Origin of the sequence: Parabacteroides faecis, from assembly GCF_014647375.1 — a bacterium.
GTDB lineage: Bacteria > Bacteroidota > Bacteroidia > Bacteroidales > Tannerellaceae > Parabacteroides > Parabacteroides faecis.
Window position 1 is genome coordinate 239,648 of the sequence record NZ_BMPB01000007.1, and the last position, 25,787, is coordinate 265,434.

At 44.0% G+C, this 25,787-nt stretch carries 12 protein-coding genes; 2 read left to right on the forward strand and 10 right to left on the reverse strand.

Annotated elements, in window-relative coordinates; translation table 11 throughout:
• Nucleotides 1-11: 11 nt before the first annotated feature.
• From IEY67_RS11660 to IEY67_RS25315, 3 genes are all read right to left on the reverse strand, one after another.
• The gene (locus tag IEY67_RS11660; RefSeq protein ID WP_183671421.1) at nucleotides 12-2,153 is read right to left on the reverse strand and encodes a TIM-barrel domain-containing protein; all 2,142 of its coding nucleotides are present in this window, start codon (nucleotides 2,151-2,153) and stop codon (nucleotides 12-14) included.
• A 365-nt stretch (nucleotides 2,154-2,518) separates the two neighbouring features.
• Entirely contained in the window at nucleotides 2,519-5,938 is a 3,420-nt protein-coding gene (locus tag IEY67_RS11665) for a glycoside hydrolase family 2 protein (RefSeq protein ID WP_183671420.1), read from the reverse strand.
• Nucleotides 5,939-6,145: 207 nt separating this feature from the next.
• Nucleotides 6,146-6,277, reverse strand: a complete 132-nt coding sequence (locus IEY67_RS25315; protein WP_262893026.1) for a hypothetical protein — start codon at nucleotides 6,275-6,277, stop codon at nucleotides 6,146-6,148.
• Between the two features lie 218 nt (nucleotides 6,278-6,495).
• Between IEY67_RS25315 and IEY67_RS11670 the strand changes: the two genes are divergently transcribed.
• Both IEY67_RS11670 and IEY67_RS11675 read left to right on the forward strand, forming a co-directional pair.
• Nucleotides 6,496-7,572, forward strand: a complete 1,077-nt coding sequence (locus IEY67_RS11670) for a helix-turn-helix domain-containing protein (RefSeq protein ID WP_229801040.1) — start codon at nucleotides 6,496-6,498, stop codon at nucleotides 7,570-7,572.
• Nucleotides 7,573-7,595: 23 nt separating this feature from the next.
• On the forward strand, nucleotides 7,596-8,312 hold the full coding sequence (locus tag IEY67_RS11675) for a helix-turn-helix domain-containing protein (protein WP_122374431.1): 717 nt from the start codon (nucleotides 7,596-7,598) through the stop codon (nucleotides 8,310-8,312).
• A 3-nt stretch (nucleotides 8,313-8,315) separates the two neighbouring features.
• Here the strand turns inward: IEY67_RS11675 and IEY67_RS11680 are convergent, their stop codons facing one another.
• The 7 genes from IEY67_RS11680 to IEY67_RS11710 form a co-directional block, all read right to left on the reverse strand.
• A complete protein-coding gene (locus IEY67_RS11680; RefSeq protein ID WP_122351543.1) occupies nucleotides 8,316-10,676 on the reverse strand; it encodes an ABC transporter permease in 2,361 nt (786 codons plus the stop codon).
• A 176-nt stretch (nucleotides 10,677-10,852) separates the two neighbouring features.
• On the reverse strand, nucleotides 10,853-13,210 hold the full coding sequence (locus IEY67_RS11685; protein ID WP_183671418.1) for an ABC transporter permease: 2,358 nt from the start codon (nucleotides 13,208-13,210) through the stop codon (nucleotides 10,853-10,855).
• A 156-nt stretch (nucleotides 13,211-13,366) separates the two neighbouring features.
• Nucleotides 13,367-15,742, reverse strand: a complete 2,376-nt coding sequence (locus IEY67_RS11690) for an ABC transporter permease (RefSeq protein ID WP_183671417.1) — start codon at nucleotides 15,740-15,742, stop codon at nucleotides 13,367-13,369.
• 89 nt (nucleotides 15,743-15,831) lie between these two features.
• On the reverse strand, nucleotides 15,832-18,189 hold the full coding sequence (locus IEY67_RS11695; protein WP_183671416.1) for an ABC transporter permease: 2,358 nt from the start codon (nucleotides 18,187-18,189) through the stop codon (nucleotides 15,832-15,834).
• A gap of 209 nt (nucleotides 18,190-18,398) precedes the next feature.
• Nucleotides 18,399-20,789 carry an ABC transporter permease gene (locus tag IEY67_RS11700; protein ID WP_183671415.1) on the reverse strand — a complete coding sequence of 797 codons (2,391 nt, stop codon included), beginning with the start codon at nucleotides 20,787-20,789 and terminating at the stop codon, nucleotides 18,399-18,401.
• Nucleotides 20,790-20,949: 160 nt separating this feature from the next.
• Entirely contained in the window at nucleotides 20,950-23,337 is a 2,388-nt protein-coding gene (locus IEY67_RS11705; RefSeq protein WP_122351548.1) for an ABC transporter permease, read from the reverse strand.
• 28 nt (nucleotides 23,338-23,365) lie between these two features.
• A complete protein-coding gene (locus tag IEY67_RS11710) occupies nucleotides 23,366-25,708 on the reverse strand; it encodes an ABC transporter permease (protein WP_183671414.1) in 2,343 nt (780 codons plus the stop codon).
• Between the last annotated feature and the right edge of the window lie 79 nt (nucleotides 25,709-25,787).

Genomic DNA, 25,787 nt, shown 5'->3' on the forward strand with positions numbered 1-25,787 from the left:
ATGTTTTCATTTTATTCAGTCATAAACTTGAAATTATATTCGCTGAACGACCACACCTGCTTCCCTTTCAGGAGAATTGCTTTACCTTTCTTTCTGCCTTTTTTGTCGACAGTAACAGTCAGGTCGATGCGGGTGTATTCACCTTTTTCAAAATTATAGGATGAACCGTCATCATCGTAAAGAGAATACGTGGCCGGTTTATTGCCGTAATGACGTACTTCCAACGGATATTTACGGTCTTCAAACTTCGACATGGCAGGCCATAAAGGGATTATACCGCCATCCTTCACATATACAGGGATATGACGACCGGGAGCCACTGTGATCACCTCTCCTTCACCGGCAAACTTCCCGGTATAGAAATCGAACCATTTTCCCTGAGGCAAAACCACTTTACGTTCTTTCTCTCCGGCAAACAACGGAGCTACCAATATATTTTCACCCACCATAAACTGGTCTTTCACTTCCCGGCGGATAGCCATTGCATAGGGATTATCTGTTGCATCCAGCCGGCCTTCCACAGTCTGCGCTTCGGCAGCATACCCCTCTTCCAGATTCATCGCACGGACCGGAGGTGTCCCGTAGAAAGCATAATCGGCAAACGCGGTATATAAATAAGGAATCAATTGGATACGTAACAACGCTATCTCACGAATATCGTCCTCCACATCCGTAAATGTCCATGGCTTGGTCCCGTCCGCCCAGGCATTCAACTGCGCTATCGGCGAGAAACAAACTGTCTGCATCCGTCGAAGCCACTCTTCCGACGTTTTGGAAGAACGAACTTCAGGCGTCCATAACACACCGATGAAAGAACTGTTTATCAATGCTGTGATAAAACCACGATGATCATAATAATCGTTATACAGCACATACGGATAAGCATTCGTTCCGGCATTACCGGCACGTACCTGTCCGTAAGTACGTAAATTCTTTTCACGATACATCTTCACCGTCGCCTGCTGCATCAGCGAACCATACAGGTTACGGAGCTGTTCCGCCGGAATACCGGAAGGGAACGTCGCCACATCAGGCCAGAGCCAGGAATCGTATCCGTCGTTCTCATCCATCTTATAACCGCTCACTCCCAGATCGAGCTGGTGTTTACGGAAATGATCGGTCATGATCTTGCAGGCTTCCGGCATGGAATAATCAGGAACCTCTCCCAACCAGACCGTATGTGAACCCGTATACGGCTTTATCTTGTCATAAACCTCACTATGCTTAGATACATACGGATTCATCCACAGATTCAACCGGATATTCTCGTCGAGCATATCTTTTACAAAACCGGACGCATCCGGGAACCGGCTCTTGTCCCACTCGTAGGTACACGGATAAGCTTTACTATGCCATCCCGGTTCGAGGCCGATCACAGAAAGAGGGAATCCCCGTTTTTCAAACTCGTCGACTTCCGCTTTCACATCTTTGTCGGTAAACAAGGTCGGCGTACGATGCCAGAATCCCAATCCCCAGCGCGGAGGCAAAGCGCCTCCCCCATTGTACAGGTTGTAACGGCGTACAACGTCCAACATAGTCGGACCGGCAAAGAATACCATTTCCACACCTTCGGCTGGAACCAATACTTCTATATTATCTGAATAGGGTTGTGCAGGCCAGGTACGATCGGTGTTACGGTCTTGTTCCTCCGGGGCATCCGGACCTTTACGAACGGCTGTTCCGACCCAAAGATCTATGTAACGCGCCGAATTGATCAATACGCCGTAACCACGGGAAGAGATAAAGAAAGGAACCGGCGCATGAGTCCGCCCGTTATCGCTACCGGTATAATGGTCCATATGCAAACGCATGATTCTTCCGCGTTGTTCCACCGTCTTGAAATTAAGACCGAGACCGAAAATTTTCTCCTCTTTTTCCAGAGGGAAACTGATATAGGTTTTACCGTCCCTCAATTCAATCTTCACGTCGGCCGGAGATATCGGCAAAGCTCCATCCGGCATCTCCTGAAGGGCTTCTCTTTTCGGCGTAATGTCGAGTTCGCTTAACAAGTTGATTTTCTCCGGTTTTCCGACAGATAATTTCCAGACTCCGGCGTACTCACCAGTGCCCCAATCTTTCGAAGCAACATTCGATTGAGCAAAAGAAACAGCCACGTAACCGATAGCTGCAAACAATAAGGTAAGTTTTCTCATGGTATTGTATTCTACATATTTAGATGCAAAATAAAACTATTTAATCAGAATAACAAATGGATGGAAGATATTAAAAGATGGATAATATTGTGATCGGTTTAATCTTTATACGAAAGGCTTATTTCTTCCTTATCTTCTGCATTTTGTATCCTTTAATTTTGTACCTTGGTTCCTGTTTCTTTTAGCAGCTGATAATTGTCGGCCATACGGTTGATAATTGTCAGCCAATCGGTCGATGAATATCAGCCATACGGCCGACAGTTATCAACCGCTGATTAGTCGCTAGGGTAAATTGAATTAGTATGGGGTCTTTTTCTATTTAGCATGTATATAAATAGAAAAAGACTCCCTTTCTATAATTGAATTTATTCTACATACAACATCACTGTTCCGCCAATCGTATCTCCCTTCTTTAACGGCTTCCTGAACGGGGCATAATAACTACCCAGGAACATTTCATTTCCTGCCGTTACGAAATCTGCAACCAGGAAACGGATACGATCCTTCTCTAACCACGAACGCCAGTGTTGCTTTCCATCGGAAACAGCTGTCACCTTATTCCCTGCATGGTCTGTAAGACCCGCATACCAGATGTTCCGACGCGTAGAACGGAAATCGTTACTTCCCAGCTCATTATAATCCAAACTCCATGACCAGCTCGGTTCTACACGGGGATTCAGATGAGAAGGCAAACCGGAGTAGAACAGCTCCGCCTCACCTACCGGACGGCTGATATGATCGTCGGGATAAACGCTCCACAAACCGTCACGACGCCAAAACGTTTTATCGAACGTAGCCGGAGCCTCAAAAACCAGTCCCCACTGACGGGGATTCACGTCTGCCAGCGCATCGAAAGAATAGCTCACGGACAGTTTTCCTCCTGCATTGATAATCAGCTTATAACTTCCTTCAAACTCTTTATAGCTTCCTTTTACGCTAACGATCACATCGTCTCCGTCTTTGATTGCATCGATCTCCGCCGGTTTCCATTCGGTACAGATATCATTAAACAACGGTGTGTTCGCATTATGATTCGGATAACAGCCACCGCCGTTCAAAGGCAATGCCATCAGCCACGGACCGCCGTTCAGGACTTCCTGTTTTCCCTGCTTCAATGACAGGATCTGTCCGGTCGTACGGCTCACCTCACAGGAAAAGTGTTTACCTGTAATACGATAAACGTCATTTGTTTTCTTCAGCTGAGTAGCTACCGGTTGCAGTTCAGGTAATTCGTTCTGGACCTGTTTGCCGACCGGAATGATATATTCGTCGGCTACAAAACCGCGCGGATCGGTGAATGACAGATAAAGTTCGTTCGCCTTATCCGGATTTTCGATCGGGATACGTATCTGACCGTTCTCTCCCGGCCGGATCGAAGCAAAAGAGATACCCTGCTCCTCCCCGTATTTCCAATGGATCTGCAACTCACTGAAATCCGTATAAGTATATCTGTTTTCTAATGCTACAGTCAGTTCCTTTGCCGGAGACAACTGAGCAGTATGTACCCGGACAGGACTGTATATCTTCTTCATATCCCAATATTCCGGCTTCGGGCGACGCCATCCGTCGATCGGCCCCCAAGGACCATAACCGACCGCATCTCCGTTCGGCATCTGGAAAATATCGTCGATACCCGACCAGATAGAGCCACCCAGCACACCGTCCGTCTTATACATATTATCCCATGTAGGAGACAAAGCCAGCGCCCAGTCGCTGCGTACACCCGGATCCGTTACCAATTCACTCCGGTTATATACATTCAGGTGGCAATACTCGCCATACACCATCGGACGTTCGCTTTTGGCAGCAACTTTATATCCGTCCGGTCCCGGATAATGGATATTTGCGATCGGAGCCGTGCTTCCCTGGTTGTTGAAACCGCCGTATGCCTGATCATGGAACGTATGCGGACGTGTCGGATCGGCTTTTTTCACATAGACTTCCACCTGGGCAAATTCCTTGTTCCAGTAAGATTCATTCGCAATCGACCAGAAGATCACAGAAGGATGATTCCGGTAAAAATGGATTGTCTCCATATTTGCCTGTAAGACATACGGATAGTATTTGCTATCCTGATAATCGAGTGTTTTCCAGTTCTCGTTGGCATGATGGCCGATCCAGCAGACAGGCGCCTCCACCTCGACGAACATACCCAGTTCGTCACAGGCCTGAAGCAATTCTTCACAGGGAGGGTAATGCGATGTACGGATAAAGTTACAGTTTGCCGCCCGGTATAATTCGACATCTTTCCATTCCAGTTCGGGTGTCATGACACGGCCTATAAGCGGATGTGCTTCATGGCGGCAGACACCTCTCAGTTTCACCGGTTTTCCGTTTACCAGCAGACGGTTTCCCTCTATCTGTACTTCGCGGAAACCGAAGCGTTTCTCGATCTGTTCTGCCGTATGGTCGCCATTTTCCAATTCTATCTTCATCGTATATAAATAAGGATGTTCGTTATCCCATTTTTGCGGATCACGCACTGTTCCGGTCAGCCATCCGTTCCATGTCTCGCCGGGAGCCAATGAAGGAATCTGCCGGTCCAGCACAACCGGCAGTCCGGCAATAGAGAGACGGGCAGCGATATTCTTTTCTGTTTCTTTCCCGGAGTTCGTTACTGCCAGGTAGACTTTTAAGTCGGCATCTTTATATTTTTCGTCCAGGTCCGTCACAATGCGTATATCCGAGATATGCACATCGGGAACGGCAAAAAGCGTTACTTTACGGGTGATACCTCCGAGCTGGTGAGCGGCATACTGCGTCAGGCTACCCAGCATATCGGCCAGCGATTCGCTACGGACTTTCAGTGCTAATCTGTTCACGCCCGGTTGCAATGCCGGGGTAGCATCCAGTTCAAACGCAGTCATACCTCCCATATGGGCCCCAATCTCTTTTCCGTTCAGCCAAACGGTACATTCGCTGGATACACCGTCGAAACGTAATTTAACCTGTTTACCTTTCCAGTCAGCCGGTAAAGTAAATGTAGTCAGGTATCCGCCGAACCCGGCAGAATCGACCTTAAATCCTTGCATCGACCACTGGCCCGGTACGATGATCGGATGCCATCCGCCAGCCTCTGCCTCCCGGTTCTGAAAACCGGCTTCCGGTGAAGGATTGAATTGCCAGGTACCGTTCAGCGAGAGAACCGGATCATATACGCCCGGCACACTGTAAGGGATAGCTGTATAAACCGGCAAATGTTCTTCCGCATTCACCGTCGTATCGACCTGATAACTCTGCGTATGTGACAATGCCAGTTTCTGGTCGCCCTCGAACGGAACCGGTTTCTTCGGGTTAGAAGAATACAGGTTCAGTTCCGAGACCAATGCATTCGGTCCTTTCAATACTTCAAAGACCAATACTAGCTGCCCGTAAGCAAATGCCTTTTTCGGCAGGTCGATACGGTAACGTTGTTCTTTCCCTTTTTCCAACACGACAGGAGACTGTACCTCATTTCCATCGGCAACGATCCGCTGTCGGCGCTCACTGTCAGAGAGGTAAACGACCTCCAATTGATAATCGGCCTGAATATCCATCCGGTCGAAAGCATAAATAACAGTTCCGCCGAAATTACATGTCCGGGCAGTCATGCTCCCGCCTATCTCATCGGGCATCGTATAATTATCTCCTTTCACCAGAAACGGCTGTTTGCCGTCCACGCCGCAATCGTTGGAAGCAACCGGGTGCAAGGTGGTTGTCTGTGCACTTACCGTCAGCACAGAGAGCCACAAAATCAAAGTACTTAGAACAGGCTTTCTGTGCCTGGATTTTTCAAGGTTATTCATTCCGCTTTTGTTTAGTATTTTCCACTGCAATATTACGAATATCTATCCGCTCCGCCTCTATGACCGGACGACAGAAAAAATGGGAAGAGGGAACAAATTCCCAATAAAAATGTACAAAACGGAACTACCTTTAATAATGCTCATGATTATGTTAATGATTTGTATATCTGAACAAAGACTATTTTCTTTGTAACCAATCCCAGATATCTATCCGACCATATCCGGCAGAAAAACAGGATTTGAACCAACACCATATCGGAACAACTTAGAAACCGGCCGTCCGCTGGATATGTTGCGGACAGCCGTGAAGGTTACAGGCGGTACGACGGTCGCATCCATAGTCGATAAATGACAAAATAAAGGAGGTATATCTGAAAATATCCCTCAAAAACGTCCCATTTCATCGAGGTTCGCCAGAATGGGACATGTTTGAAACAAGCTTAAACAGCCTTTTCTTTATGGATAAATTATCTTTGCCCACTTAAGACAAAAGAACGAAAATGGTTAATATTCATGTATTATGCACCGAATTATCTCTTGATGCAATAGGGCTTGTCATGGGCACAATTGTCCTGATACGTTCTTCCGACAACAAGCTACAAAGAGCATGGGGATTTCTCGCCATCACTTTGTCTATACTCTTGTTGCTGGACAATACTGAATGGGTCTATTTATATGGGAAAGGAGGTAAAGGATTGCCGGACCGTGCAATCCTTTTACTTGATCATCTATCTTTATGGCATATTGTGCGTACAGTTATATTCTTCCAGTTCTTCTCCCTGTTCCCCCTGGCCTCGCTGAAACCCGGATGGCTGACATTGTCCCGTATCACGAACTTTTGTATTCCGATCATACTCATTACATGTATCGCCTGTTGTTATGAGCTTTTCAACGGTCAATATACGAAACTAAGGTCTTTTTCGGATATTATAAAACATATTGATAAACAGGATGTAATCCTGAGAATATTCCTTTTTATTGTCAGTGTCATTACTCCTTCCGTAAACTTTCTGTTCCTGTTCTTTAAACGTTGGATACCCTACCGCCGTAAACAAAATCATTCTACGGTTATTTATATGAGCTGCTTCGGACTCATTATGTCAGGATATATATGGTTGATGCTAGGAACTTCCGGTCTGAGTTTCAACATATTCGGTTATCTGGTCATCGTACCGATGATCTATCTGAACAGGCTTTACCTGCGCAATGAGAACCCGTTGTCGCTCCCTCCTAACCCGGCGGAACAACTGAAATCAGAAAATGCCGAAGTTGTCCGGGAAATGGAAGCCTCTGTCACTGTACTGGAGTTGAACAATCAGCTACTGAGCCTGATGAAAGAACAAAAGCCGTTTATAAATCCGGAATACTCTTTGTCCGATTTACTGGGAGAGATGAACACCAACGAGCACAGACTTACAAATGTACTGCGTTACAACGGTTTCTCCGGATTCAGGGAATATATCAACTTTATCCGCCTCCAGTATTTCAAGGAACAGGCGGCATTGCATAAAGATAGTACCGTAAAGGAACTGATGTTTAAAAGTGGTTTCACCTCACGTTCAAGCTTTTACCGTTACTTTTCAAGCATCGAAAAAATGTCTCCTACCGAATATATAGAAAAATTGAAAGAATAATCTATTTTCAATTCGTATACATCATGCGCATACTACAATATTTCATATTGCTGTTACCTTTCTCTGCCAGCCTTTTCTGGGCATTGACTTTATTCTGCGGCAGAAAAGGGAATGTATATTCATGCAAAATATGGATACTGTATGCATTGCTGATCATATTGAATGCGTTCATAGCCACAGCAGGTGAACGTATCATTTTCGTAGGCAATCCTATCACAGAAGCTATATTATTGCTTATCTGGGCGGGGTTTCTCTATTATACAGGTTATAAAATACATCATAAAAAGCAGACTGTTTCGTTTTATGATGCAGAACAGTCCTGTAACGAAAAGACAGATGAAACAGATAAAAGGGAAATCACCACGAAAGCTCATTATAAACTTCTTCCCCATTTCAACAGACTGATCGATGAAGAGCAGATATTTCTGCAAAATAATCTGCATATAGAAAAGATTGCCCGGATGCTCAGTACAAACCGTACCTATATTTCCAGACTGATCAATCAGGAATATCAGTGCAGCTTCTCTGATTATATCAACCTGAAACGGATAGAATATGCAAAAATACTGGCTCACTCCCACCCGGAACTGACACAGGAACAGATTGCAGAAAAAGTAGGTTTTACACACGCCTCCAGTTTCAGCCGCACATTCAAACAACTATCCGGACAAACCTTCAGGGAATGGAGCAGGAACAACCAGGAAAATAAAAACCCTATCCGGGAAAGGATAGGGTCATAATCATTATTCCGATTTCAAACTATCTACCGGATTGGCATTAGATGCCCTCCAACTCTGGAAAGTGACGGTACCGATAGTAATAACCAGTACGATCAGCAAGGCCAACAAATATACCCACCAATACATCGGTGTTTTATAGGCAAAGCTTTCCAACCACTTTTTAATGCCATAATATCCTACCGGGGCAGCCAGTGCAAAACAGATCAGGACAATATAAACATACGAACGGTTCAGCATCTCCAATATTTCCATATTCGTCGCACCATGCACTTTGCGGACACCGATCTCTTTCCGGCGGTATTGGGTTTCAAATACAACCAACCCAAAGACACCTACAAGCGATATAATAATAGCCAGTATACTGAACACCGTAATCAGGCTACGCAAGTTCTCTTCCTTATGATACAGTTGGTTAAATATCTCGTCATAAAACTCGATATCATACGGATAAGACGGGTCTATATCTGCCATCGTATTACGGATATGGGAAACAGCACCGCGTATATCTGTTCCGGCTTTCAGGCGGATATAGGAAACAGTCATAGGGAAAGGTATATTACCTGTCACAAAAGCAATATTATTCTCTCCGCTGCGGAGTGAAGTAAACTTCACATCACCGGTCAGACCTACAATACGACCTGTTTTCCACGATGTTACCTGATCACCGGCTTCCATGTTCATTTCCATCTTAGCCGCATGGTTAAAGATATACACAAAATCTTCCGACAGTTTGTCTGCTGGCGAGAAATCACGCCCTTCCTCTACCGGAATACCCATGACACGCAGGAAATTCTGTGATACGGCTATCATAAAGAACTGAAACTCCTTTTCCTTTATATAACCGCCATTGGTGCTGTAACCATCCTTCGAACCTACTTTTTCCATGGCGAAAGCCACATCTTCGATACCCGAATATTCTTTCAGGCGGTTCACATACGTCTCATGCGATTTATTGTATATCTCCCCGCTCAAACGGACAATAGCGACCTGATCCTTATCGAATCCCAAAGAATATCCACGCATATAATTGTTTTGAAGGCGAACAAAGCTGGCACCGATAATCAGCAGGATAGAGACGACAAACTGAATACCTATCAGCACAGTACGCAATTTACGCCCGGAAGGTGAAAGTCCGAAACTACCTTTCAGTACCAATGCCGGAGGGAAAGAGGTCACATACCATGACGGATACAATCCGGCAACGATACCGGTAACCAAGGCTACAACTCCGGTCAGTAATATAACAGGCAGGTTACTTACTATTGCCAGGTTTGCATCTACGAAAGGCAAAGCTTCCGTACGTCCCAATATCCAGACAACGAACAAACTCAACAGCCAGGCAACCATGCTGATGATAGCCGCTTCCACCAGCAAGGCACGTCGCAATACGGCATCCGGGCTACCCAATACTTTCTGGGTATTGATACTCTTGATACGCATCGGCGTCAGAGATGTACTGAAGTTCGTAAAGTTGATAGCAGCCACAATGATAATCAATAAAGCGATGAAGAACAGTAACATGGTCACTTCCTTATTTCCACTTCGGAAGATCGTTCCGTCCTGGCTCTCATTCATATAATAGATACTTGTCAACGGAGTCAGTTTGATACGTGTATCCTCCCCTTTATCTATCTTGGAGAAGTCAAAGTTGGCATTGAAATTATCTACTACGGTCTGTGCTGATTCAGGATTATCCAGTAACAGATAGCAAACATAATTACTAGCTCCGAAATTATCTCGTTGATAGGTTTCACCGATAGCTGTATAGATCAGGTTACGCATCTGGGTATTACCGGGAAAATCCTTATAAACTGCTCCTACCGTATACTCGCGGTTATCTTTCGATTGTACACTTTCTTCCGCATGAAGTGCTTTTCCCACAGCCGGCTGGTCACCGAACATCTTGCGGGCTACACTCTCAGGCAGGATTACTTTTTCCGGATCATTCAGGCAATCGCGGTCCCCTTCAATGATCGGGAAATCGAAAACTTTGGCTATATCCGGATGACAAGTTTGTACCAACTCCCGGTAACCGATCTTCTGCCCGTTCTTCACAACAGAAAAATAGACAGCAGGATTGTAGGGATAGATCAGGCTACCCGCTTCGATATGGGGTGACGACTGGATGACCGACTCTACAAAAGCACGGGGCAGAATCAATCCAAAAGTACCTGTCTGAGTTAATTCAAGACGATATACCCGATCGGCAGTCGGGTGGCAACGATCAAAACTACGTTCATAGTTCACCTGTATTAAAATAACGATAAAGGCAGCAAAAGCAACAGCCAACCCAGCTACGTTCAAAAGGGTCGCCATCTTGAAACGCCGCAATACACTCAGAAAGTTTCTTAATATTGTTTTCATATTATTTGTATTTACTTTTCACCATCCAAAATGCATGCCAAAACATTAAACAATTATATACCAACACATTACCTCGCAACCATCAAAAAACAATGTCTAATAATTAGACACTATTGTCAAATTATTAGACATTGAAACGGGGTATGGTAAAATATCAGCTATTCAGCCTTCTATTTTTATTCCGATTTCAAACTATTCACGGGATTGGTACTGGCAGTTCTCCAGCTTTGGAAAGTCACCGTACCAATGGTTATTACCAATACAATCGCCAGTGCCAGCAGAAAAACCCACCAATATATCGGAGTTTTATAGGCAAAACTTTCCAGCCATTTTTTAATGCCGTAATAAGCGAGAGGCACAGACAACGCAAAACATAGCAGGACAATATAGATATACGAACGGTTCAACATCTCCAATATCTCACGAATAGTTGCACCATGTACCTTGCGGATACCGATCTCTTTCCGGCGGTATTGGGTGTCGAACACAACCAGTCCAAAAACTCCTACCAGCGATATAATGATAGCCAGTAGACTGAAAACGGTAATCAGACTGCGCAGATTTTCTTCCTTATGATACAATTCGTTGAATACCGCATCATAGAATTCTATATCGACCGGATAAGCAGGATCTATATCTGCCATTGTTTTCCGAATATGGGATACGGCGTCATTGATGTTTGTACCGGCTTTCAGACGAATATAGGAAACAGTCAACGGGTATGGCATCCCGGTCACGAAACCGATATTATTCTCTCCTTTTCGAAGGGACGTAAACTTCACATCACCCACCAGCCCTACAATAGTACCAGAAGCCCACGATTCCAGCTTATCGCCTGCTTCTATATTTACTGCCTGTTTCGCATTACGGTTAAAGATATACGAAGGAGTCTCCGATAATTCATCTGCCGGAAAAAAATCACGTCCTTCCTCCATCGGGATTCCCATGACACGAAGGAAGTTTTCCGAAACGAAGATCATGAAAAACCGCAGGTCATTATTCTTTATAGAACAACTATTCGTGCTATATCCGTCCTGCGAACCCACCTTTTCCAAAGAGAACGCCACATCTTCGATACCGGAAAACTCTTTCAGACGGTTGACATATGTTTCGTGCGACTTCACATATATATCGCTGCTCAGACTGACAATAGCAATCTGGTCCTTATCGAACCCCAATGAATAGTCACGCATATAACTATTTTGTAAACGGACAAAACAAGCCCCGATGATCAACAGTATGGAAACGATATATTGAACTCCGATCAATACTGTCCGTAATTTTCTCCCGGACGGAGAAAGACCGAAACTTCCTTTTAAGACTAAAGCAGGAGGGAAAGAGGTTACATACCACGAAGGATATAGACCTGCGATAATCCCCGTAACAAGCGCGACTACTCCCGTCAGTAACACGATCGGTAGATTATCCGGTATATTCAGATTTGCTTCGATAAACGGCAGTGTCCCGGCAGAACCGAGCAAATAAACGATGAACAGGCTGACAAGCCATGCAAACAGGCTGATTATAGCCGCTTCGATCAGCAGTGCCCTGCGTAATACATTATCCGGACTTCCCAGTACTTTCTGAGTATTGATACTTTTAATACGCATCGGCGTTAGCGATGTATTGAAATTCGTGAAATTAATGCCAGCCACAACGATGATCAACAAGGCAATAAAGAACAATAATATAGAGACCTCTTTATTTCCGCTACGAAAAATCGTGCCATCCTGACTCTCATTCATATAATAAACGCTTGTCAACGGAGTCAGCCTGATGTGTACATCCTCTTTTTTGTTTATTTTGGAGAAGTCAAAATTTGCATTGAAATTATCAACTACGGTCTGTACCGATCCGGGATTATCCAACAACAGATAACAAACATAATTACTAGCTTTAAAATTATCCCGCTGGTAGGTTTCACCAATAGCCGTATAGATCAGATTACGCATCTGGGTATTACCGGGAAAATCCTTATAGACCGCTCCAACCGTATACTCGCGGTTATCTTTCGACTCCACATCTTCTTCTGCATGAATCGCCTTTCCTACAGCCGGTTGGTCACCAAACATCTTACGTGCTATGCTTTCCGGCAGAATCACTTTCTCAGGATCATTCAGGCAATCACGGTCTCCTTCAATGATCGGAAAATCGAAAACCTTGGTTATATCCGGATGGCAGGTTTGTACCAGTTCCCGGTAACCGACTTTCTTTCCGTCCTCCACTACTGAAAAATAAATAGCCGGGTTATAGGGATAAATCAGGGTGCCTGCTTCAATATGGGGTGATGACTGGATAACCGACTCTACAAAAGCCCGGGGCATGATCAGACCAAAAGTCCCTGCCTCCGTCAGTTCCATACGAAAGACCCGATCAGCTGTCGGATGGCACCGGTCAAAGCTACGTTCGTAATTCACCTGTATCAGAATGACGATAAAAGCTGCAAAAGCTACAGCCAGTCCGGCCACATTCAAAAAGGTTGCCATCCTGAACCGGCGTAATACACTCAGAAAGTTTCTTAGTATTGTTTTCATTATTGTTGATGTTTTACTTCCATCACTCAAATTACATGCCAAAACTAAAACCGACTGTGTATAAGAAGATTGCATATCACCCCTTAAAAAACAATGTCTAATAATTAGACACTTATGTATAATTATTAGACATTGAAACGAATAAAAGAAGCAGTGTTATTCAGACTTTATGCTCTCAACCGGATTGGAGTTCGCTACATGCCAGTTCTGGAAAGTGACCGTAACGAAAGTAATAACAGAGATAATAACAAAAGCCAGCAGGAATACCCACCAATACATCGGTGTACGGTAAGCGAAGTTTTCCAGCCAACGGTACATACCATAGAAAGCGACCGGAGTAGCCAGCACAAAACAAGCGGCAAGGATGATCAGGTAGCTTCTGTTGAACATGACCAGTATCTGGGAAGTAGACGATCCCAACACTTTACGGACAGCCACCTCTTTCCGGCGGTACTCGCTCTCGAATACAACCAGGCCAAATACCCCGACAATGGAGATAAAGATCGCAATAACGCTGAACAGAGTGATCAGGTTGCTGATCTTCAATTCCCTTTCGTATGTCTGCTGCAGGATCTCGTCATAGAATGTAGTTTTGAAAGGATAAATCGGATCTATCTTTGTTAAACAGGCTCGCACATGTTTCATAGCCGCCCGCAAGTCACTGCCTGCCTTTACTTTTACATAGGCAGCTGCGTAATATTTACTGTCGACCTCCCGTCCCCAATAGTGCTTTCCCCATACATAAAAAGTCATCGGCGACACTTCATTACGGAAAGAGGCGAACTTGACATTCGAAATGAAACCGATGATCTCATCGCCATCGATCTTCTCTCCCAGTTCCAGATTATACATCTCCCGGGCTTTCTCATTAAAAATATAGCTCCCGTTTTCTTTCAAATCATCTTCGGGGCGGAAATCACGACCGTCTGTTATCTCGATTCCCATGACACGCAGGAAAGAGGGAGAAACAGGGATACACTGGAAATTGATATCCTGGTCTTTGTACATACGTCCCCATCCCATATAAAAGTCACGGCTGGACAGAACCTGTTCCGCATAAGTGATATCTTCTATTCCCGAGAATGACTTCACCTCGCTGGTCAGGACTTCCTGGTTTTTATTGACTTTACTGTTCAATTCAACCACGATCAGTTCGTCTTTATCATATCCCAAGGGGGTATTTTGCATATACCGGTTCTGTAAATACATGAACAGAGAACTGATGATCAGGATAAATGAAGCGACAAACTGGATACTTATCAGTGCACTTCGAAGTACCCGCCCTTTCGGAGACAAACCAAAACTGCCTTTCAACACCAACGCCGGAGGGAAAGAAGTGATATAACAAGCCGGATAAATACCCGCTAATACACCTACCGCCACAGCTATGGCAGCTGTAGTCATAATGATACCCGACTGTGCCGAAAAAGACATGTCAGCATCTACCAGAGATGCGACAAAAGTCTGCCCGGCAATAAATAACAAACCCAGCGAAATAAGATAAGCCACGATACTCACAATGACAGCTTCTCCCAACAAACTCGTCCGGAGCACGCTATCGGGACTACCCAACACTTTCTGCGTATTGATACTCTTGATACGCATCGGGGTCAGAGCGGTACTGAAATTAGTAAAGTTAATACCGGCTATCAATAGGATGACAAAAGCGATCGCAAACAGTACATGCATCGTCTGCCGGCTGGCTTTCGGCATGGAATCGAAAGAGACATTCGTCAGGAAATGTAACTTAGGCAGCGGTGTCATCATCAGCTCGATGCCGTCTTTCTCCCACTTGAAATCTTTTCCGAATTGCTGGGAGGCATCGAAATTCTTTTTGAAGTTTTCTTTGACAACTTCTAAGTTGGACGGATCGTCCAGACGAAAGAAAAAGAAATAATTCTGGTTGCCATACTCATTGTAATTTTCTTTATCGGACATTTGCCGGTAAATTATATTCCGGACAGACGAGTTACGGGGGAAGTCTTTAAAGACACCGCTGATCGTAGCCAGTGTATTTTCGGATTCCACACTCATCAGACGTTTACCTATGGCCGATTCATTTCCGAAGAGGCGGCGTGCCATACTCTCAGGGATCATAACTGTTTCCGGCTGATCCAGGGCAGTCTCGTTCCCTTCCACCATATCAAAATGAAAAACACGGGTAATCCCGGATGTTGCATTTACAACGGGATCCTTGAAGTTCTGTCTTTCTCCTCCCCGATCTACGCTATAAAACAGCTCGGAATTCCAGGAAGACATAATCATTCCGGCTTTTACATGCGGGGATGATTCTGTAAATCCTCTTGCAAAAGGACGGCTAATAACAGCACTCATGCTACCTTGAAAATCCATATCCATCCGATAGATCGAATTGGCTTCCGGCTGGCAGGAGTCGAAATTGTTGTCGTAATTTACCTGCATCATGATCACCATAAAAGCGGTAAAAGCGATGCTTAATCCTAACACATTCAGAAGTGTCGCCATTTTAAAACGGCGAAGCACGCTGACAAAATTTCTAAAAAGAGTTTTCATATCGATTAATTATTACTTCGATTTAAGGTCGTTCCCACAAACAACTTTATTATAAAATACGTAATAATTTTACAGAGGTTGCATGATTCTCATTCTGTTTTTATACTTTCTACCGGATTTTCGCTGGCTGTACTCCAATTTTGGAACGAAACAATCAGGATCGTGATAGCTGAAACAAAAATAAAGGCAATTGCATACACCCACCAATACAAAGGTATCTTATAGGCAAAATATGACAGCCACCGGTTCATTGCATAATAAGCAACAGGTATCGACAGGATGAAACAAATTACCAAAATACGCGCATATACTTTATTGAACATAATCAATATCTGTGAGGTAGTTGCACCATGTACTTTTCGGAGACCTATTTCTTTTCTCTTATACTCACTTTCGAAGATCACTAAGCCCAAAACCCCTACTATCGAAATAAAAACAGCTACCAGACTGAACAGGGAGATCAGCCAACCGATACTCAATTCACGTTTATAAAGATTATTCAGGATCGTATCATAAAACGATACCTCGACCGGAAAATCCTTGTCTACCGAAGTAAACACTTTTCCAATGGAGGCAATGGCTTCGCGGATATTGGCTCCGGCTTTTATCTTTATATAGGCATATCTCGGATGAAAATCCTTCTCAGCCGGTACATAAAAAGCCATCGGTTCGATAGTGGTACGGAAAGAAGCATACTTTACATCATCTATAAAACCGGCGATCACGGCAGGAGGTACTTCAACATAAGCATTTCCTGTAATATATTCACCTGCCACCAGGTCATACTGCAACCTGGCTGTTTCATTAAAGATATAAGCTCCTCCTGCCGATGCTGCATCTTCCTGGTAAAAAGCACGACCGGATATAACCGGAATATTCATTACCTGAAGGAAATTAGGATCAACTGTGAATAATTTGAATGTTAGATCATTGCTTCTGTAGCCCCGTCCAAAAGTAGAATATTGATCCCCTCCTGACAATAAATCTTCGGCAAAAGCCACCTCTTGTATAGACGACTCATTCTTTAACTGGCTTTCCAATGTTCCTGTATTCTTTATCAACTTCCCGTTCAACTCAACAATAGCAACCTGATCTTTATCAAAACCTAAGGAGGAAGCAACCATGTAACGATTCTGCAAATAAATAAACAAAGCGGCTATGATCAATGCAAAAGAGATGACAAACTGGAAAGAAATAAGAAGACTTCTTAATTTTCTTCCGGCAGGAGTCAACCCGTATGAGCCTTTCAACACCAATGCCGGAGAAAAAGAAGTGATACGCCAGGCAGGATATACCCCCGCTAAAACTCCCACTGTTATGGTCAATATCCCCGTCAATGCCAACAAAGGAATATTGGAAGCCAACGACATATCTCCACTTATCATATCTGCAAGCCAGGTATTCCCCATTCCCCTTACAATAAACAGCGATATGATAAAAGAGACCAGACAGATTAGTACCGCCTCTACCAGCATAGCACAACGTAATACTTTATCAGAACCTCCCAGTATTTTCTGCGTATTAATACTACGGACACGTATCGGGACCAACGCATTACTGAAATTTGTAAAATTGATACCGGCAATGAACAATATCAATATAGCGACTGTAAATAAAACCAATACCAACGTACGATTACCCTTATCTTTCAGCGAATCAAATTGCGAATCCGCTTCGTAATAAATATCAGTTAATCGGGTTAGTCTTACATCACGTGTTTTCCAGTCGTACTCTTGTCTGTTTAAATGTTCTTTAAAATTTGCTATTATCTCATCTTTTTTATCGGGATTGTCCAATAAAACATATAACTGATAACCATTCGCATTCCAGTTATCCTGATCTACTTTTCCATTGATTCTCCAATATACAGCATTCTGTATCACGGAATTTGCCGGAAAATCTTTATATACGCCACCGACTGTAAAAGATAAATTATTATCCTTCAAAATTTTACCCACAGCCTGGTCGTTCCCAAATATTTTTTGCGCATAACTCATCGGTATCAGAACAGTACCCGGATTATTTATGCTCTCTACATTACCTTCCAACATCCGGAAATCAAAAATAGTCGCATATTCAGGTGTCATGGCATTTACCATACACCAAAAACCGACATCATCATTCTTTCCGGTTTCCGCCTTTAGCGTTAAGCGGCTTCCACTGGAAAAAAGCAATGCTCCTTTCTCTATATGAGGAGACGATTGAATAAAAGCATTGGCAAAAGGAGGAGATACGATTACCTGATTTCCCCAGTCCGGCGTATAAAGTCCTACCCTGAAAATCCGTTCCGCATTTTTCTGATACCTGTCGAATCCCCAGTCATATTGCAGCTGGATCATTAAAATTATAAAAGCTGCAAAGGCAACACTAAGCCCCAATACATTCAACAGGGTTGCCACCTTAAACCGACGAACTACTCCCAACAGATTTCTAATAATTGTTTTCATAATCGTATCGAATTAACGTTATAATCTGAATGATATATCCTCTTATGCTGCGCTATCCGTTATATCATTTTGGCTAAATCCATTCAAATAATGTGCCAAAGACATAAATATGTAGAAAACAAGGCGTTGCTTATGCAACGCCTTGTCGGAGGTGTCCAATATTTAGACACAGGTGTATAATTATTAGACAAAACAAACCATGAATCTGTCTAATTATCTTTTATGCTATATACCGGATTCTCATTTGCTGTCCGCCAGTTCTGAAAAGTCACTGTCAGGATCGTGATAAAGAAAATCAGAGCGAAAGACAAGGCGAATACCCACCAGTAAACCGGAGTTTTATAAGCAAAGTTTTCCAGCCATTTATTGACAGCATAATAGGCTGCCGGAGCTGCCAGTACAAAACAAACTGCCAGAATACGTATGTATGTTTTATTGAACATGATCAGGATTTGAGAAGTAGTCGAACCCAATACTTTACGGACACCTATTTCCTTCCGACGATACTGGCTGTCGAACACGACCAGACCGAAAACCCCGACCATCGAGATAAAGACAGCGATCAGGCTGAACAGGGTAATCAATGCACCCAGGTTTGTCTCCTTCTCATACAAATTATTCAGTACATCATCGAAGAAGCGGACATCGAAAGGATAATCCGATTGGATTTCACTCAACACCTTTTTTACATGCTCCATAGCAGCCAACTTGTCCGTTCCGGCTCCCACACGGATGTAGCCGAAGGTGGATTGTTCGTTACGGCTGGTTCCGGGTACGTAAAAGGCCATCGGCGTAACCTCCATACGGAAAGAGGCCGCTTTAATATCGGGGCAGAAACCGACAATTTCCGCTCCGTAGATTTTGTCACCCAACTGAATATCGTAGGCTTTCCGGGCTGATTCGTTGAAAACGTAGACACCCTCTGCCGTCAAGGCATCTTCGGGACGGAAGTCACGTCCTTCATTGACCGGGATACCTAATACCTGAAGGAAAGAGGGATCGACCGGCAGACATTGATACTGGATGTGCTTACCATTCAACTCACGTCCCCAGGTCGAATACTGGTCCTGTCCCGACAACTGAAATCCTGCTGCAGTCACATCCTCGATACCGGAGAAAGACTTCAGACGATTCTTGAAAGAATCCTTATTTTTCATAACTTTAGCAGTCAGGTCGGTCACGATAATTTCATCTTTGTCATATCCCAAGGAACTTGTCCGCATGTAGTTGTTTTGCATATACATAAACATGGCCCCGATGATCAAAGCAAACGAAGCGATGAACTGTACGCTGATCAGTACATTCCGCAGCAACCGTCCTTTAGGAGAAAGTCCGAAACTACCCTTCAACACCAGGGCTGGTGAGAAAGAGGTAATATAGTAAGCCGGATAAAGTCCTGCCAACACACCAAGCAGGATGGCAAGCACGCCGGTTACGCTAATCAATACCGGATGAGCCGTCAACGAGAGATCAGCTCCGACCAATGCCTTGAGTGGAGTATCAGCAGCCAGATAGACAGCCACCAGTGCCAATATAAATGCGATGAAACTGATACCGACCGCTTCCATCAATAGAGAGAAACGCAAGGTACTATCGGAACTTCCCAATACTTTCTGTGTATTGATGCTCCTGATACGCATCGGCGTGAGTGCCGTACTGAAATTGGTGAAATTGATTCCTGCAATAAGTATAATCACACAGGCAATAGCGATAAGCACCAACAGCGTCTGCCGACTCGTTTTAGGAGCCATATCGAAGGCTACATCCGTTACGTAATGCAGTTCCGGCAATGGGGTCAACTGGAAATTCGCAGTTTTGTTTCCCCACATATTTTTCTCCAGATCGTTTTTCTTGTAATAATCCAGAAACTCGCTAACCAGATTTTCAGCCGATGCAGGACTGTCCAGAAGTAGATAGGCATTGTAACTGGAGTTTCCCCAGTCATGCAATCCTTCTTTATCATCTATTTTCAGATAGACAGCATTCTGAAGGATACCGTTCACGGGAAAATCGCGGTAAACCCCTCCTACCGTATAATCGATCTCGGCAATGGTAAACATTCCCGAAAAGCGTCCTTGTGTATCTGCCGCTTTCATATGACGACCGACGGCAAACTCCGTACCGAATATCTTCTGTGCCATGCTGGCCGGAATCAATATCTTCTCGGGATCTTCCAGAGCCTTTGCCGAACCATCCAGCATATCGAAAGTAAACACATCGGCAAATGAAGAATAGACCGGCAAATTCGGTTCCATATAGCTGACCCGCTCTCCTGTGCCCACATCGGCCAGAAAAACCGTTTGGCTGTACATCGGATAAGTCAGCGCACCGGCAACAATATGCGGTGAGAAATTGAAAAACGCATCCGCCAACGGCCTGGAGAGAACTGCTTGTAAACCATCATCATCGCCCCACTTCATTTCCAGCCGGTAAATCCGGTTGGCCTCTTTATGGAATTTATCGAAATTCCTGTCATAATCGACCTGCATCATGATTACCATAAAGGCTGCAAAAGCAATGCTCAGTCCCAATACATTCAACAGTGTCGCCATTTTAAACCGGCGCAATACACTTAACAAGTTTCTAATAATAGTCTTCATATCTATAGTTCATTTCTTTCTGGTCAATATAATTCAAATACTGTGCCAAAAGAGATAAGCCAATAATAAACAAGGCGTTATAAATATAACGCCTTGCCGGATGTGTCTAATATTTGGACACTGATGTATAATAATTAGACAAAACAAACCATGAATATGCCTAATTATCTTTTATGCTGTACACCGGATTTTCATTGGCTACCCGCCAGTTCTGGAAAGTCACCGTCAGAATGGTGAGGCAGAAAACCAATAAGAAAGCAAGCATAAATACCCACCAATAAACCGGTGTTTTGAGGGCAAAGTTTTCCAGCCATTTATGGATAGCATAGTAGGCAACCGGAGCCGCCAAGGCAAAACAGATACACAATATATATATGTAAGTCTTATTAAACATGATCAGGATCTCGGAAGTAGTCGAGCCCATTATTTTTCGTATACCGATTTCTTTTTTGCGGTATTGGCTATCGAATACCACCAGTCCGAATACTCCGACCATCGAAATGAACACGGCAATCAAACTGAATAGGGTTATCAGCGAACTCAGGTTCTCTTCCTTCTCATACAAAGTATTTAATACCTGATCGAAGAACTTAACGTTAAACGGATAATCCGGATGTATCTCATTTAGTACACTTTTCACATGAGCCATTGCTGCTTGCAGGTTCGAATCACCCTTTACCTTTATATAAGCATAATCCGCTCCACCGCCATACCCCTTACCACGCACATAGAAAGCCATAGGAGTAACTTCTGTACGGAAGGACGCAAATTTTATATCCGGAATAAATCCGACTATGTTGGCTCCATCGATCTTATCCCCCAAACTAATATCGTATAGATTTCTCGCCCGTTCATTAAATATGAAAGCCCCTTCGGCTGTCAAAGCATCTTCCTCCCGGAAATCCCGGCCCTCAGTCACAGGAATATTCATGACCTTAAGAAACGACGGATCTATCGGCATGCACTGGAACTGTATATTCTCGCCTTTCAATTCACGCCCCCACTCCATATATTGATCCTGGCTCGATAGCATGAACTCACCATAAGTGACATCCTCTATACCTGAAAAAGTCTTCAGGCTACTCCTGAAAGCGTCCGAACTCTTCAATACAGGTGCAGTCAGGTTCGTCACAATTATTTGATCCTTATCATACCCTAACGGACTATTTTGCATAAAACGATTCTGCAAAGACATAAACATCGAACCGATAATCAAAGTAAAAGAAACTATAAACTGTATGCATATAAGCACATTACGCAATCTTCGTCCTGCTGGAGACAGACCGAAACTCCCTTTCAAAACCAATGCCGGAGAAAAAGAAGTCATATAATAGGAAGGATACAAACCTGCTAGCAGTCCGGTCAGCAATGCGATCAAAGCCGTTGCGGAAAGTAACAACGGATGGGCAAACAAAGACATATCCGCATCTACCAACTTCGCTATCGTACTGTTGCCAGCCATATGGACCATCCACAAAGCCAGTAAATAAGCCACCGTACTGATACAAACAGCCTCCATCAATAGCGAGAAGCGCAATACGCCATCGGAACTGCCCAACACCTTTTGTGTATTAATACTTTTCACACGCATCGGCGTCAGTGCCGTACTGAAATTAGTAAAATTTATACCTGCAATAATCAGTATGACCAATGAAATAGCGATAAGAACCAATACCGTTTGCCGACTAGACTTGGGAGTCATATCGAAAGTTACATCCGTTGCATAATGTACATCCGGTAAACGAGTCAAGCGAAAATTAGGCTCACCTGAATACCACGACATATTCTTTCCCAGTTCATTCTTTTTATAATAGACTAAAAAATCGCTCACCAGATCCTTTGCTGACTCAGGATGGTCAAGACGGACATAAAAGTTATAGCTTGAATTTCCCCAATTATGCAAATCTGCTTTCTCATCCATCTTCAAAAAAATAGCATTTCGGATAATACTATTAAGGGGAAGATCCTTATAAATGCCACCTATCGTGTAATTTCCTTCCGGTGTAGTGAAAAAACCGACCAACAGTCCTTTACTCTCCTTTGCTGTAATCTGTTTACCAACAGCCGACTCTTCTCCGAATATTTTACGCGCCAAACTTTCCGGAACCAGCACCTTACCCGGTTCTTTCAGAGCATCTACCGAACCATCCAATATATCGAAGTCAAAGACATCCGTAAAAGAAGGATCAACAATCATGGTCGGTTCCATATAGGTACTTTTTTCTACTCCTTTATCGACCGAATAAAATGTTTCATTATAAAACGGAGAGGTAACCGCCCCTGCCACAATATGCGGAGAGAAATTCATAAAAACATTAGCCATCGGACGTGACAGGACAGCCTGTGTCGACTCCTTATCCCACTGAAACTCCACTCGGTAGATATTATCTGCATTCTTATGGAACGTATCGAAGTTCTTATCATAGTCCACTTGCATCATTATCACCATAAAAGCGGCAAAAGCCACAGATAATCCAAGGATGTTAAGAATAGTTGCCATCTTAAAACGGCGCAATACACTGATAAAATTTCGAATAATTGTTTTCATTTCTTTGTGTTGTTTATATATGGCTAACTTAATTATCTTTTATATTATTCACCGGATTGGAAGTCGCCGCCTGGTAACTCTGCACCAATACGGTAAAGAACGAGATGAACAGGCAGAACAAACCGGCTGCCGCATAAATCCAGGGAGACAGCTCGATTCGATACGAATAATCCGAAAGCCACCCATTCATAAAATACCAGATTATCGGTATGGCGATGATAAAGGCGATTGCCACATAGGTAAGGAACGCTTTTACCAGCCGGACAAGTACCTGCGCATTTGTCGAACCGAAGACTTTACGTACTGCTATCTCGGAAGAACGCTGCTGGATAAAGTAGGTTGACATCGCCAACAGCCCCAGTAAAGAGATCAGGATTGCAATCATGGCAAAGATCGATACGATCTTCAGGGTCCGTTGCTGGGCGGCAAACGACCGCTCTACCTGCTCGTTAATGAACATTCCTGTAAATTCCATTCCCGTATATTTCTCGTAAACAGCCTCTATCTCTTTACGGGCTGCATACGGATCCCCCTTCACCTCTACAATGATATTGCGCGGATTCATATCTTCCCGGTTCGAACAAAGTATCACAAGTCCCGGAAGTTTTTGCATCAGGATATTATTCATCTGGAAATCCTGAACGATACCGGCCAATGGCGTATCGAACGCAGCCCTGTGCTTGAACGAGGCAGCATCTTCCGGCAGTTCCAGGGCTTTCATAAACTCTTCAGAGAGATAGTATTTGACCGATCCGGCGACATGATTATCACGCAGTATCTTAAAGCCCAGAATATCGAAATAGGTCTGATCGCCCCGAAACTCCTGTGAACTGATACTCTTATTATCGTAACGGCCACTGAAGTTCATACCCATAGTGAAAGGAGTTCCTTCCGCCAGTCCGACCCGGCTGACACACGCCAGTTGTTCCAGTTCGTTTGCCAGGGTATAGCTGCTTTTCTGATCAGGCAGTTCTCTTGCATAGATATCGAGCACATTCACCGTATTGTATCCTAACGGAGCATTTATCAGATACCTGATTTGTAAAAACATCGTGAGTGAAGCAGCCACTAGGCAGATCGTTATCAGATTCTGGAAAATGATAAAGAACTTACTGAACACCATTTTCGTCTGTTTACGGAACGTACCCCGTACCACTTCGATCGGCTTCGCATTCGATATCACGATGGCAGGCAGCAACCCGGCAATAAATCCGACCAGGACGATCAGACAAATGACGATAATACCATTCACCGGCGTGATCATCTCGGTGATCTCTATCTTTTTCTGCAACAGGTCGCCGGCATAAGAAGCAAAGAAAAAGGCAAGGAATAAACCGACTACAAAAGAAATAGCCGTCAGCAAGGTCGACTCCATGATCAGGCGGGTAAATAGCTCCTTTCGCGAAGAGCCCAGCAAGCGCCGGGTAGCCATCTCTTTTGCCCGGAATCCCGTCTGTGCCACCGTCAGGTTGATATAATTGATAACGGCAAACAGCAGGATCAGCAAGCCGACCGAAAGCAGAATGACCACAAACTTCCAGTCCCCCTTTTCTATTGTGACAGCTCCGAATGATCCCTCCGGTTCCCAGAAATACAACTTATTCAGCGGTATAAATACAACTTCTGTAGAAAAACCTCTTTCATATATCCAGAAAAAAGTATTGAACCAGTCTCTTACCTCTTCTGATTTGGAAGCAATATCAGTACCTTTACGTTCCATCACAAAGATGTTAACAACACCGGCACTATTATAATCGTCAAACATATTCTGTCCTACCGCTTTGATATTCTCGACCCGGAACAGAATATCCTGATCAGGAATGACCGAATGACGAATATTTTCCATCACTCCATTGACCACCAGTGTCAACTCATCATTGATACGAATCGTTTTGCCCATCGGGTCTTCTTTACCAAAGAACTTATTGGCAAAAGACTCGGAGATCACCGCATAGTTTCTGGCGGCCAATGCCTGTTCCCGGTTCCCCTGTATCAACGGAATATTGAAAAAGTCGAAGAATGTCGTATCGGCCAGCATCAGATTGGCTGTCAGCGTTTCATTTCCCCGCTGGATCAGGGTATTGTCGAATATCCGGCATAAAACATGACAGACTTTCTCTATCTCCGGATAACGTTCTTCCAGACGGTATCCGATCTGGTAAGCCGATCCGATATCCTGACCATTACTTACGGCATAGATACGGTCAGCATTTTCATTGTTGCGGTCGGTCGACAACTCGCCGACTACATAGGTTGCAATCAGGATCACAAACATCAGCGAGACGGACAGACCGAACAGGTCGATCGCCGTATACCCTTTGTTTCGTCCCAGGAAATTAAAGAAGGACTTAAAATTCAATACATTGTTCATTGTGGTGTTACTCTATATGTTACTACTAATTCATTAGCTATATATAATATGTAAAAAGGTTTTGGTTGTTTCGGTTAAA